Origin of the sequence: Taibaiella koreensis, from assembly GCF_003545715.1 — a bacterium.
Taxonomy (GTDB): domain Bacteria; phylum Bacteroidota; class Bacteroidia; order Chitinophagales; family Chitinophagaceae; genus Taibaiella; species Taibaiella koreensis.
Window position 1 is genome coordinate 781,173 of record NZ_QVNU01000003.1, and the last position, 13,429, is coordinate 794,601.

Genomic DNA, 13,429 nt, shown 5'->3' on the forward strand with positions numbered 1-13,429 from the left:
GGATCGGTATATCAAGAGAGCAGATGCCGGATCATTATTTCATCCAGTGAAGAAGTGCCTCCGGTCCGCCGATCAGCAAGATAAGTGCAGCTACTATTAGTAAGATCACTACTGCTGCGCAACCGGATTGGAAGTCATTTTGAGCGCGTTCTGCGGGGGTGAATTCATGATGATACCTGTATTGAAAATCCTGCCGCATTCTTTTGCGGCCATATTTGGTATTTGGATTCGGGGGTGATTTCCGACGGGGCATAAATGGGAATGAATAGAGCACAAAATTGTGGTTTACGCCCGGAGGGGACAATACCTATCGTTAGGTATATCCGATAGCCCAGTGCGCCATGGGGCTGTTTTGCTCCTACGGAGCAATTTCAAGGTTGTTTATTTGTCTACAGACATTTTGCTCCTACGGAGCAATGCGGATGTTATGTTTGTTTGTGCTACAGACATTTTGTTCCTACAGAGCAATGTGGATGGTATGTTTGTTTATGCTACAGACATTTTGCTCCTACGGAGCAATCTCAAGGTTGTTTATTTATTTGTCTACAGACATTTGCTCCTACAGAATAGTTCGTAGATATGCCTTATGCCTATCTACAGCGTCAGCCGCGAGCGCCTTCATACTTTTCGGCACCTTTACATCTTGGCGATTGTTTTTTTAGAACGTTGCGTTATAAAAAGCAATACCTTGGGTATCGCGAGCGGCAAGGCCAAAAGACACGGCATAAAAAAGCCCCGCGGTGTCGCGGGGCTTTTTTATAGGGAAAGTTTGATTAAGCTTGCTCTTTCAGTTGACGGATACGCTCGTCTTTGTCTTCTTCTATACGCAGGCTATCGCTCTTATCCATGTCGACCAGGATAGGGGCAGCCACGAAGATGGAAGAATAAGTACCGGCCAGTACACCGATCGACATTGCGAAGGCAAAACCACGCAGCACTTCACCGCCGAAAATGAACAGGATCACTGCTGTGAGGAATACGGTAAGCGATGTCATGATAGTACGGCTAAGGGTATCGTTGATAGCGCGGTTTACCACTTCTTCTTTCTTACCATTAGGCGTTTTGCGGAAGTACTCACGGATACGGTCAAACACGATCACGGTATCGTTCATGGAGAAGCCGATAACCGTCAGCAGAGCTGCGATAAAGTGCTGGTCGATCTCCAGGGCAAAAGGCACAATGTTCTTAAAAAAGGAGAATACAGCCAGGGTAACCGCCACGTCATGTACGATCGCCACGATGGTACCAAGAGAATACTGCCATTTGCGGAACCGTACAAAGATATAGATGAAGATGGCCAGCACGGCAACGATGGTCGCATAGATGGCACCTTGCTTCAGGTCTTTGGAAATGGTCGGCAAAACCGTTTGGCGGCTCTGTACATACTTGGCGGCAAAGGTAGCCTGGTCCACATCGGCAGGGATCAGCTTCTCGTTCTTCAGGCCTTCAAACAGCTTGGCTTCTACTTCGGCTTGCACCTCGCGACCGGGCTTGCTGATCAGGTAATCGGTAGTGATGTTGAGCTGGTCGCCAGAGGCGCCGATGGTTTTCACTACTGGGTGATTGCCCAGGTATTTGTAAAGATGCTCACGTACTTCGCTCACCTTATGCGGCTGATCAAATTTGATGGTATAGCTGCGACCTCCGTCGAACTCAACGCCATAGTTAAAGCCATTGAAGAAAGACGCAATGCCGGCCAGGATCAGGATCGAAGAGAAAACATAAGCGATCTTGCGTTTCTGGATGAATTTGAAATGCGCTTTCTGGAAAATGGATTTAGACAGTTTGGTAAAGTAGTTGAAGTGACGGCCGCGCCTCATATACGTATCGGTAATCAGGCGGGATACCAGGATACCGGTAAACAGTGACAGCAGCAGGGCAAGGATCTGGGTAGTGGCAAAGCCCTTAATAGGACCAAGACCGAAGGCATACAGGATAACTGCCGTGATCAAGCTGGTAATGTGACCATCAAGAACGGGTGCATAAGAGCGCTTATAACCTTTGGAAACGGCTTCCTGGTAAGTATCGCCCAGGGCAAGCTCTTCCTTGATCCTTTCAAAGATAATTACGTTGGTATCTACTGCCATACCGATACCCAATACGATACCGGCAATACCGGCCATCGTAAGCGTAGCACCCAGGTTGGCCAGGATACCGAAAGTGAACAGCATGTTGAGGATAAGGGCAATGTTAGCCACAATACCGCCGGTGCTGTAATAAATGATCATAAGTACAAAGATCACCAGGAAGGCAACACCAAAGGAGGTCATACCGCCATCGATAGATTCCTGGCCCAGGGTAGGACCTACCACCTGCTCCTGTACGATAGTCGCCGGTGCATCGAGCTTACCGGTCTGCAGGATATTGGCCAGGTCGGTACCTTCGGCAGCACTGAAGTCGCCGGTGATGGAAGAACGGCCGCCGGAGATCTTCTCATTTACGTTAGGAGCAGAGTAAACATAATCGTCAAGCGTGATGGCAATAGGTTTGCCTACGTTAGCGCCGGTGAGCCTTGCCCACAGCGCAGTACCTTGCTGATCCATTTCCAGGCTGATCTCCGCCTTGCCATTCTGGTAGTCGAAGCGAGCCGTTTTTACACGATCGCCTTCCAGCTTGGCCTTGTCGCTGCCGTTAACCGTCTTAATAGCGTAAATAGCATAAGGAGGCTCTTTGTCGCCGGTTTTGCGGCCGGGCAGATCGCCTTTCAGGAATTTGATATTGGGAGGGAACTGATTTTTGACAATATCCATGTTCAGATAGCCCAACAGCTTGTCAGCATCTTTACGAGCTACCATACCGATATAAGAAGCGCCGTAAGGCTGGCCCTGCTGGTTTACTGCCGGAGCCATGATGGAGAACAGGCTTTCTTCGCCTTTGCCGTTAATGCTGCTGGTAGTGCCTTTGTTGCCGGCGCTGTCGCCTTTGGCTACGAGGCTGGCCAGGCTACCGGTGTCGGTAGTAGCGTTGGTAGCAGCCACTTTGGTTGTATCCTTTTTCGTAGCGGAATCGTTAGTAGCTACGGCAGCTGTAGTGGTTTTACCATTCTTCAGGTAGTTGGTCAGCACCTCGTTGGCATGGCCAAGGGAGGTACTGATCTCCTCGATCGTAGCCACTTCCCAGAACTGCAGCTTAGCTGTAGCCTGCAATACTTTACGAACCGATTCCGGATCTTTTACACCTGCGAGCTCTACTGTAATAATACCTTTATTATCATCCAGGTTGATGGTAGGCTGGGATACGCCAAACTTATCAATACGCTTGGTCAGGACGTTGTATGTGCTGTGCACCGCTTCTTTGGCAGCGGCGCTGATCACTTTCAATACCTGCTCGTTGGTTGAGCTCTGGGTGATCTTGGCCTGGCTGGCTTTGGTAAAGAGCTGTGCGAGATGGCCACCGGGCACTACCTGCTGGTAAGCTTCGCCGAAGAGCTTTACAAAATCGGCGTCGCTGTTAGCCTTTTTCTGGTTGGCGAGGGCAATGGCTTTAGTGAGGTTAACATCCTTGGGGTTGTTACTCATGGAGGCCACCAGCTCATCCACACCTACTTCAAGCGTCACGCTCATACCGCCCTGCAGGTCCAGACCCAGCTGCAATTCTTTTTCCTTAACCTGCTTGTAGGTATACTTCAGTCCCAGGAAATTGAATACCGTTTCGTCGCGCAGGCTATCGGTGATGTGCTGCAGCGCTTTGTCGATCAGGAGATCGCGTTCGGATCCTTTTACTTCAGGTGCGCTGGCAGATACCATCTTCTCGGCCTTAGCCTTATTTTTGACATCTGCACTGTGCGCGATAAAAGTGAACGAAAGGCGCCATAACGAGAATAGGATCAGGGCCGCGGTAAAGAACTTTACCATTCCTTTAAGCTGCATAGGTAATCTGTTAGAATCTTAGTAAAAATTTTTTATAAGTGGGCAAAGATAGTATTTAATTATAAAAAAATTAGGAATGGCTGTTGGATGCGTGGATAACTTTTTTTATGCAAAAAGAAAAAGGAGAACTTTTATTTATATAATTTTCAAAATCAAAGCCTAGAATGCAAAACCATGGCCTAAAAACAGCACGTTTCAGCAACATAAAGTCCTTGTTAAGTCTGAAATTCGTGTTTTATGCACCACATGTATGAAAATCGATCGTAATGGCCTGCAAATAAGGTACTTTCTGGGACTGTTGCTCCTGCTGGCATCCTGCACACCCAAAGTGGCCGAAAAGGGGAAGGCATCGTTCTATGCCGATTTCTTTAAAGGCCGTAAAACCTCTAACGGGGAAACCTTCCGGCAAAGGAAGCTGACTGCTGCGCATCGTACGCTTCCTTTCGGCACCAGAGTAAAAGTGACCAACCTGAAAAATGGTAAGACGGTCAAGGTAAGGATCAATGACCGTGGGCCTTTTGTGGACGGGCGCATTATCGACCTTAGCAAAAAGGCAGCCCGAAGACTGGATATGGTTGGCGACGGTGTAGTCCCGGTGGAGATCAAATACAAAAAGATCAGGTAAACCTACAACAATGAACATGAAAGCCATTCGTCCTATGTTGTGGACGGGACAAGTAAGAGAAACGATCAACTTCTATGAGCAGCTGGGCTTTACCTGTGCGGCCTATAGCGAATCGTGGCATTGGGCTGCGCTCCAAAGAGATGAAGTTGAGATCATGGTTTGTTTGCCCCCGGATAGCGAGGCGATGAAGCAACCGGCGTTTACGGGATCGCTCTATATCCTGCTGGATGAAGGTGTGGACCAGCTCTGGGAGGTGTTAAAGACGAAAGCGAACATCTGCTATGCGCCGGAGACATTTGCCTACGGCATGCGTGAATTTGCCTTGTACGACAACAATGGCTACCTGCTGCAATTCGGCCAGGAAGTGATTGCGGTGGATTGACTGTTGGTACTGCTTTCGTTTTCGTTTGTCCTGATAAGAAGTTTTTTTAATATCTGAATATGCTCACCCGGCCGGTTGTAACCGGCCTCTGTAAATCAAAAAAATGATGAAACACCGAATACTCCTCGCCATGGGCCTGCTGCTGGCAGCGCCCGCTTTCAGCCAGCAGGCCGAAAAATATCACCGGGTAAAAGTAACTACGGGCGCCGACGGCCTGGCCCGTCTCGCGCGGGCCGGTATCGCCGTTGATCACGGCGCTTATAAAAAAGGCTTTTATTTCGTAAGCGACCTTTCCGATACCGAGTTGCAGAAAGTGCAGGCGGAAGGCCTGCAATATGCCGTGCTGATCGATGACGTAAGCACCTACTACCGCGACCGCAACAAAAGCCGGGACGAAGCCAAGCCGACGGATGCCGGCTGTACCGACTGCCTGGACTATGCTACACCGTCCAATTTCCGGCTGGGCAGCATGGGCGGTTTCTTTACCTATCCCGAAATGCTGGCTATGCTCGATAGCATGAGGAGCAAATATCCCCAGCTGGTAACGGTGAAGCAAACCCTGGGTACTACCACTACCTTACAGGGCAGGCCATTGTACTATGTGAAGATCAGCGATAACGCCGATACCGACGAGCCGGAACCCGAAGTGCTATATACAGCCCTGCACCATGCCCGCGAGCCCGAATCTCTTTCACAGCTGCTTTTCTACATGTGGTACCTGCTTGAAAACTACAATACCGATGCTGAGATCAAATACCTGGTCGATCATACTGAGCTATACTTCGTACCCTGCGTGAATCCCGACGGTTATGTGTACAACTATACGACCAACCCCAATGGCGGCGGTATGTGGCGCAAGAACCGGCGCGATAACGGCGGTTCCTTTGGCGTGGATATCAACCGTAACTACGGCGCCTACTGGGGCTATGACAATATAGGCTCGTCCCCCAGCGGCAGCAGCGATATTTATCGCGGACCTTCGGGTTTTTCGGAGCCCGAAACCCAGGCCATCCGCGACTTCTGCAATGCGCACGCATTCCATATCGCGCTCAATGCGCATACCTTTAGCAACCTGCTGATCTACCCTTATGGTCATATCCCTTCGTACCAGACGCCCGATTCGCTTACCTTTCAGAGCTTCGCCGCCGATATGACGGAGTGCAGTGGCTTCACTGCCGGTACCGGCGACCAGACGGTCGGTTATGTGACCAATGGCGATAGCGACAGCTGGATGTATGATGAGCAAACGACCAAGGGCAAGATCTTCTCCATGACGCCCGAAGCGGGCGACCAATCCGATGGTTTCTGGCCGCAATCGTCCCGTATTATTCCCATTGCGAAGCAGACCATGGATCAGAACCTGGATGCCGCACGGCTGGCAACTGCTTATGCCGAAGTGCAGCAGTTGAGCACGCCTTTCGTTTCAGCCGTGAACAGCCACGTGCCTTTCCGCTTCCGGAGAACAGGTCTGGAAGATGGTACGTTCACCGTATCGGTGATACCACTCTCGGCCAATATTACAGCCGCAGGCGCAGCCCGTACCTTTACCAACCCTGCGCAGTTGGCTTCGTTCACCGATTCTATATCGCTTACACTGAGCAGCAGCATTGCAGAAGGCAATCTGGTACAGTATGCACTGCAGTGGCAGAACAACACCGGATATACAGTAACCGATACCATCAGCCGCGTCTTCGGTACCGACATACAGGTATTCCACGCCGATGGCAGCACGCTCGATCCTTTCGCCACCACCACATGGGGTATCAGCACCAGCCAGTTCACCTCGCCCGGCGGCAGCATTACCGATAGTCCCAACGGGGATTACAGCGGTAACAGTAACAGCGTTATTGCTACAAAGGATTTTGTCGACCTTACCGATGCTAAAGCTGCTTATCTCTCGTTCGACGCCCGCTGGGACATTGAGAAGGGATTTGATTACGTAACGATCGAGGCCTCGGAGAACGGAACGGCTTATAGCCCTCTTTGTGGTTTGTATACGCACAAGGGAAATCAAAACCAGGATGAGGTTGCCACTATGTACGATGGCAGGCAGGAAAGCTGGGTAGCAGAGGTCATTAACCTTGCAGATTATACCGGTAAAAAGATAAAGCTCCGTTTTGCGTTGCACAGTGATGCCGGACTCGAAAAAGACGGGTTTTATTTCGACGAAATGACCGTACACAAGATAGGCGGAGTACCCATAGGCATACATGGCCGGGCTACAGAAGAATTGTACCTTACTGCTGCGCCGAATCCCGTTACCGGAAAGACTACCGTATCGTTCAGGCTACCCGATGGCGTAAAAGCCGGTAACCTGCAGCTGACCGACCTGGCCGGCAGGCTGGTGCAGCAAATTACGCTGAGCGCGGGACAGCAGCGGCAACAACTCGACCTCGGGCGCCTGCAAGCCGGTGTGTATTGCTGCCGTCTCGTAGCGGCCGGTAGCAATGCTTCGGCCGTGATCCGTATCGCGGTACACCATTAGGCAATGCAGCATTTCACGATAATAAAAAAGCGCTGTTCCGGTAGGAACAGCGCTTTCGCTATCAAAAAGAATCGGATTAAGCTTTTTTCGCGTAACGTTTTTTGAACTTCTCAATACGGCCTGCTGTATCGATAAACATAGATTTACCGGTATAGAAAGGGTGTGAGGTATTGGAGATTTCGACTTTGATCAGGGGATACTCCACGCCGTCAAGCGTGATGGTTTCCCGGCTGGGCGCTGTAGAGCGGGTAATGAACGTTTCCTCGTTAGACATGTCTTTAAAGACAACGAGCCTGTAATTTTCGGGGTGAATGCCTTTTCTCATTATTATATCGTTTGTGCATGGTTTCTAATCATGCGTGAAATAAGGGCGCAAAGGTAAAACTTTTTTCAAATGCGAACAAAAAAAAGCGAAAACGCTGTTTTCGTAGAGAAACGGGCCAAAAATAGCGTAAAAAATACCGGCATTGTCAAATAATAATAAGATACCTCATGAGTTTTCTATATCTTGATTATCTTTGAAAGCTCAATCTCAAACCCGCCAACATGCAGCACAAATTTGTGATCACGGTAATTGTTGTATGCCTTATTCTATCAGGGCTTATCTATTACCTGCATGAGCAGAATCCTGCATATGATATTGCTTCTCTTACCATAGGCAACGTCACCCTGGCGATGGTATCCCTGCTGTCGTTTAATATCATCAAGCGGGGTATCAGGGCCGATAATCCTAATTCCTTTGTGCGGGCCAAGATGACGGGCACGATGCTTAAATTCTTTATTTGCATTGCGATCCTGCTCATTTATATTTTTGTTAAGGACCGTGTGGTTCACAAGCCTTCCTTATTTTTGTTTTTAGGCATGTATGTTGTGTATTCGGCGATAGAGGCGGTGCCGCTTTCCCAACTGGCAAAGAAAAAATGACGGATTTGTATGAGCAAGCAGGAAGCTCCTTTTCACGTATTGGAGCAGTTTTTACCGGAAGGCACCTATCGTAAGGTCGCACCCTTTTTCAGAGATTACGATATCCATTTAACGATTGCGCACGACCGGGTAACGATTCTGGGTAATTATCGTTCTCCCTCCCGCGAATACCCTTCCCACCGTATCAGCATCAACGGTTCGCTCAATCCCTATAGTTTTCTTATTACGCTGCTGCACGAGCTGGCGCATATGCTCGCTTATATCCAGTACCGGCGTGCTATATTGCCACACGGGCAGGAATGGCAGGCGATCTTCGGGGAGTTGTTGAGCAAGTATACGGGCAAAGGTATCTTTCCCGATAATGTAGAAGAAGCGCTGGCCAAATACCAGGATAACGGCAAAAAGATAAAGGCATCTACCTGCAGCGACCCCGAACTGTATCGCGCCCTGAAGAAGCACGACCGGCGCAAAAAGCATATGCGCCTGGTGGAGGAAGTACCCCTTAACGAGCACTTTGAGACCCACGACGGGCGCGTCTTTCAGAAGATCGAAAAGCTACGTACGCGATTCCGCTGTAAAGAGGTGGGCACCGGCTATGTTTATCTTTTCCCGGCTCTTTCGGAAGTCAAGCTGATCGGGTAGTCCGTAAAAACGTTATTTTTACATTTCCCCCGCTTATCTGTTTCCTGGTTTAACCATATCATTCATCATGCGTCTGTTATCCCTTTTATGCCTGCTGCTGGCAGCAAGCTGTGTTGTGCCCGCGCAGGAAGCCGGCTACGCCCATGCTATTGACTCACTGGTCGCCGCTTCGTCCAATCCTCGCCCCTTCAGCGGCGTGATCCTCATCCGTCAAAAAGGAAAGACGGTTTTGAGCAGGGCCTACGGTATGGCGGATAGCAGCACAGGCACTGTCCTCAAGCCGGAAGACCAGTTCGCCATTTTATCCAATACCAAGCAGATGACTGCAGTGCTCGTGCTACAGGAGGTGGAGAAAGGGCATATTGATCTGCACACACCCATACGTAAGTACCTTCCCGGCCTGGAACAAGGCTGGGCCGATACGGTGACCGTCGATCAGCTGCTGAACCATACCGGAGGTGTTGTAATGCCCGATCGGCCCCTTGCTTTCCGGCCGGGAACACAATTTCAATATTCCAATGCGGGGTATGCCTTGCTGGCGCAGATCACCGAACGTACCAGCGGACGATCTTACGCAACACAGATCAGGACCTTGTTTAAAAAATACGGTCTGAAGCATAGTCTTTTCCCCGACAGCAGCAACCAGCAAAACCTGGTAAGAGGCTACCGGCATCGTACCGACGGCAGTGTGACGCCGGTAAAGGGTATCGTGTTCAGCAGAGAACAAGTGCCCTTCGGCGGCATGATCGCCACTGCCGGCGACCTCGCCTTGTGGAATGAGCTGTTGCACAACGGAAAACTACTACGTCCGGAAACCTATACGCAGATGGTACATTACCACATCAAAAACCGGCATCCGGTATTCGGCGAGCGTGAAATAGGCTATGGCTACGGGTTGCGGATCAACGACGAAGGAGCGGTAAAGGAGTACGGCCATACCGGCTATGCGGCAGAGCAGGGCTTCACCGCGGTAAATCTTTATTACCCGGCGAGTGGTACCAGTGTCGTGATCCTGGAAAATCAGGCCTATGATAATTTCGACATTGCTTATTACTATGAGGCGGCCATAAGGCATATTGTTTTGGCGTCGCTGGGGTATTGAGTATCTAGTATTATGTATTAAGTACTATGTATTAAGTATTTATTTTTTGTAATTTGAATTTTGAAATTGCCCACGGCTCATTGCCTGCCAGCTCATTGGAACTTGACACTTGATACCTAATACCTAATACCTAATACCTAATACCTAATACCTAATACCTGACTCTTGTTTCCAGGTTCCTGCCCAGACAAATTTTAAATTTGGTTTATTTATCAGGTAAGCTTACCTTTGCCGTCCGAAAATTATGCCGACCACTTCGGGTTTTTCCGGGTGACCACGTGTTGCAGTTGGCGTAAACAACGGATTCATTTTTAAAAACTATTTAGTAATGGCAACAACCAACATTCAGAGTTATGAGATGATGTTGATTTTCACGCCGGTTCTGGCCGACGATGAATTCAAAGCAGCTCATAAGAAGTTCGTTTCCTTCCTTAAGGAAAATGGCGGTGAGATCGTTCATGAGAACGTTTGGGGATTGAAATCCCTGGCTTATCCGATCCAGAAAAAAACAACAGGTCTGTACATCGTATTGGAGTACAAGGCGCCTACCGATTTGAACGCGAAATTGGAAATTCAGCTGAACCGCGACGAAAGCGTAATGCGTCACATGATCACGCACCTGGACAAGTACGCGGTAGCATACAACGAGCGTAAGCGTAATGCTCCGGCGAAAGCGGAAATAAAGGCTGAAGAAACCGTTTCTTAATCTCAATTAATCTTTTCGACAATGGCTAGACCTAACGATATAAAATACCTGACCACCACCAGGGTGGAAAAACGTCAGAAAAAATACTGCCGTTTCAAGAAACTGGGCATCAAGTACATCGACTATAAAGATGCCGAGTTCCTGAAAAAATTCCTGAACGAGCAAGGCAAAATGCTGCCCCGCCGTATTACAGGTACTTCTCTGAAATACCAGCGCAAACTGGGACATGCTGTAAAGAAGGCGCGCCAGATGGCTATCCTGCCTTATGTTACTGACCTTTTAAAGTAAAATAAACAATGGAAGTTATATTAATAAAAGACGTAGATAACTTAGGCGCAGCTCACGAACTGGTAGAAGTGCGTCCTGGCTATGCCCGTAACTATCTGATCCCTCAGAAGTACGCCATCGAAGCAAGCGCTTCCAATAAAAAAATACTGGAAGAGCGCCGCAAACAACTGCAGAAGCGCGAAGATAAACTGATGGCTGAGATTGCCAAGGTTTCTGAAGTGCTGAAAGCCGCTCCCGTAAAGCTGGGCGCTAAGATCGGCGTTTCCGGCAAGATCTTCGGTTCTGTTACCGCTATCCAGCTGGCACGCGCCATCCGCGAGCAAAAAGGCTACGAGATCGATCGTCGCCGTATCAGCATCATCGACGAGGTGAAGGAAGCCGGTACTTACAAAGCACAAATCGACTTCGGTAAAGAGAACATCGTAGAGCTGGAATTTGAAGTTGTAGGCGAATAAGCTTATCAAAATAATGATTGCAAAAACGCTTCCTTAGGGAAGCGTTTTTTTTGTGGCCGGCGATCAGCCGCAACAGGCTAAAATTTTCTTAATGAGCCGCTATTTGCGAAAAGATAAACTTAAATTAGCTTAAACCAACTAACGCACGTTTATGGAAAAGAGAATTGAAGTACCCGAATTCCGGGTACGGTTGCCGGATCATGCCATTGCGCAGCTGCTTGGTATTTCCCTGTCCGACTACCAGGTGTTAAGCCATCGCCCTATCGAGGCCTACCGGGACGTGAATGGCGAGATCGTTGAGTTTTATATTCACGTCAGCTCCAACAATAGTCCCCGCTTGCTCGACCAGCTCAACATGGACCATAGCAATTTTGTACGCTTTACACCCAAACAGGTATACGCACATTATGTGTGATGCCAAAACCAGTAGAGACGTTGCACACAACGTCTCTACTGGTTTTATGAATGCAACGTCTCTACTGGTTTTGGGTGCAAAAATAATCAACCCAGATCGCCCAGCCCTATGGATTGGTGCTGCGCGGGGATCTCCACATCCCGGAAACCTTTGCGTTGCAGGCGCTGGCTGAATTTCTGCTGCACATCATATTCACCATGCACGAGGAATAGTTTACGTACCTGTTGCGGATCCTGGCAAGCCAGCCATTGGCTCATATCCTCATAATCACCGTGCGCGCTCAGGCTCTCTATCACCACTACGTCGGCCAGCACCCGGTATTCCTGTCCGAAAATGCTCACCTCTTTCGCCCCGGCCCTCAGCCGGCCACCCAGCGATTCCGGCTCGCAGTAGCCCACGATCAATATGGTGTTGTTGGGATTTTCAATGTTGTTGGCAATATGGTGCTTTACCCTTCCCGCCTCCGCCATACCCGAGGCCGAAATGATGACGCATGGCTCTTTTTTAAAGTTCAGCGCCTTCGATATCTCCACATCTTCTATCATCGTGAGGCCATTGAACATAAACGGATCCTCGTCCTTTTTCAGCACCTCCTGGACCTTGCTGTTGAACAGCTCGGGGAATTTTTTTACCACCTCTGTCGTCGCCACCGACATAGGGCTGTCTACAAAGTAGTCCAGCCGGGGCAGCCGGTTCTCAAGCTCCAGCTGATTGAGCGCATACAGCAGCTCCTGCGTACGGCCTACACTGAAGGCAGGGATAATGAGCTTGCCCTTTTTATGCAGGCAGGTCTCCTCGATCTGGGTCAGCAGGTGATCGGCAGCCGGTTTGGACAAGGGGTGCAAGCGGTCGCCATAGGTCGATTCCATAATGATATAGTCGGCCTGGGGAAAAGGGGCCGGCGATTTCAGAATGTCGTCGCCATAGCGGCCGATATCGCCGCTGAAAGTAAGGCGTACCGTTTTCCCGTTTTCCTTAAGCTTGAGGTGTACACAGGCGCTACCGATAATGTGGCCGGCGTCGGTATACAGCAGTTCTACCTGGTCGTCGATATGGATCCACTCATCCATAGGCAGTATCTCCAGTAACGGAAATACCTTTATGGCATCCTCGGTGGTGTACAACGGCTCTTCAGGTGGTTTTCCCTTTCCGGCTTTCACTTTATTGGCAAACTTGATATCCATCTCCTGTATATGGGCGCTGTCGCGCAGCAATACATCGGCAAGGGCAGCCGTAGCCTTGGTACAATAGATCTTTCCCTGGTATCCCTCTTTCACCAGCTTGGGCAGCAAGCCTATGTGATCGATATGGGCATGGGAAATGATCACGATATCGATGTCTTTGGGATCAAAACCAAACTCCTGGTTCAGCCTGAGGGTATCCTTACCCATACCCTGGAACATACCGCAGTCGAGCAATACCTGTTTACCTGGATTAAGATGGACAATATGCTTAGAGCCGGTAACCGTACGCGCGGCTCCATGAAAGGATATTTTCATAAAAGAAGTGCAATTTTAAACCCTAAAGTAAACAATT

General features: G+C 49.4%; 13 protein-coding genes. 10 read left to right on the forward strand and 3 right to left on the reverse strand.

Annotation, left to right across the window (positions count from 1 at the left end; translation table 11 throughout):
- Positions 1 to 773: 773 nt before the first annotated feature.
- Complete coding sequence (gene secDF, locus DZK30_RS13350) at positions 774 to 3,869, reverse strand: protein translocase subunit SecDF (protein ID WP_118974611.1); 3,096 nt, start codon at positions 3,867 to 3,869, stop codon at positions 774 to 776.
- Between the two features lie 250 nt (positions 3,870 to 4,119).
- Here secDF and DZK30_RS13355 point away from each other — a divergent pair, with 250 nt between their 5' ends.
- The 3 genes from DZK30_RS13355 (at position 4,120) to DZK30_RS13365 (ending at position 7,361) form a co-directional block, all read left to right on the forward strand.
- Positions 4,120 to 4,494: a septal ring lytic transglycosylase RlpA family protein gene (locus DZK30_RS13355; protein WP_118974612.1), complete on the forward strand. Its 375-nt coding sequence runs from the start codon at positions 4,120 to 4,122 to the stop codon at positions 4,492 to 4,494.
- Positions 4,495 to 4,504: 10 nt separating this feature from the next.
- A complete protein-coding gene (locus DZK30_RS13360; protein WP_118974613.1) occupies positions 4,505 to 4,876 on the forward strand; it encodes a VOC family protein in 372 nt (123 codons plus the stop codon).
- Positions 4,877 to 4,979: 103 nt separating this feature from the next.
- Complete coding sequence (locus tag DZK30_RS13365; protein ID WP_118974614.1) at positions 4,980 to 7,361, forward strand: M14 family zinc carboxypeptidase; 2,382 nt, start codon at positions 4,980 to 4,982, stop codon at positions 7,359 to 7,361.
- A gap of 76 nt (positions 7,362 to 7,437) precedes the next feature.
- Here DZK30_RS13365 and DZK30_RS13370 read toward each other — a convergent pair whose 3' ends face one another.
- Complete coding sequence (locus DZK30_RS13370) at positions 7,438 to 7,686, reverse strand: type B 50S ribosomal protein L31 (protein ID WP_118974615.1); 249 nt, start codon at positions 7,684 to 7,686, stop codon at positions 7,438 to 7,440.
- 221 nt (positions 7,687 to 7,907) lie between these two features.
- Between DZK30_RS13370 and DZK30_RS13375 the strand changes: the two genes are divergently transcribed.
- The 7 genes from DZK30_RS13375 to DZK30_RS13405 all read left to right on the forward strand — a co-directional run bounded on the left by DZK30_RS13375 (position 7,908) and on the right by DZK30_RS13405 (position 11,893).
- The gene (locus tag DZK30_RS13375; RefSeq protein WP_118974616.1) at positions 7,908 to 8,285 is read left to right on the forward strand and encodes a hypothetical protein; all 378 of its coding nucleotides are present in this window, start codon (positions 7,908 to 7,910) and stop codon (positions 8,283 to 8,285) included.
- Between the two features lie 9 nt (positions 8,286 to 8,294).
- Positions 8,295 to 8,927 carry a SprT-like domain-containing protein gene (locus DZK30_RS13380; RefSeq protein ID WP_118974617.1) on the forward strand — a complete coding sequence of 211 codons (633 nt, stop codon included), beginning with the start codon at positions 8,295 to 8,297 and terminating at the stop codon, positions 8,925 to 8,927.
- 67 nt (positions 8,928 to 8,994) lie between these two features.
- Entirely contained in the window at positions 8,995 to 10,029 is a 1,035-nt protein-coding gene (locus tag DZK30_RS13385; protein ID WP_118974618.1) for a serine hydrolase domain-containing protein, read from the forward strand.
- A gap of 328 nt (positions 10,030 to 10,357) precedes the next feature.
- Entirely contained in the window at positions 10,358 to 10,735 is a 378-nt protein-coding gene (rpsF, locus tag DZK30_RS13390) for a 30S ribosomal protein S6 (RefSeq protein WP_240432922.1), read from the forward strand.
- A 21-nt stretch (positions 10,736 to 10,756) separates the two neighbouring features.
- A complete protein-coding gene (rpsR, locus tag DZK30_RS13395) occupies positions 10,757 to 11,023 on the forward strand; it encodes a 30S ribosomal protein S18 (RefSeq protein WP_118952744.1) in 267 nt (88 codons plus the stop codon).
- An 8-nt stretch (positions 11,024 to 11,031) separates the two neighbouring features.
- Entirely contained in the window at positions 11,032 to 11,478 is a 447-nt protein-coding gene (gene rplI / locus DZK30_RS13400; protein WP_118974619.1) for a 50S ribosomal protein L9, read from the forward strand.
- A 151-nt stretch (positions 11,479 to 11,629) separates the two neighbouring features.
- Positions 11,630 to 11,893, forward strand: a complete 264-nt coding sequence (locus DZK30_RS13405; RefSeq protein WP_118974620.1) for a hypothetical protein — start codon at positions 11,630 to 11,632, stop codon at positions 11,891 to 11,893.
- 86 nt (positions 11,894 to 11,979) lie between these two features.
- Here the strand turns inward: DZK30_RS13405 and DZK30_RS13410 are convergent, their stop codons facing one another.
- Positions 11,980 to 13,392 carry an MBL fold metallo-hydrolase gene (locus DZK30_RS13410; RefSeq protein ID WP_118974621.1) on the reverse strand — a complete coding sequence of 471 codons (1,413 nt, stop codon included), beginning with the start codon at positions 13,390 to 13,392 and terminating at the stop codon, positions 11,980 to 11,982.
- Between the last annotated feature and the right edge of the window lie 37 nt (positions 13,393 to 13,429).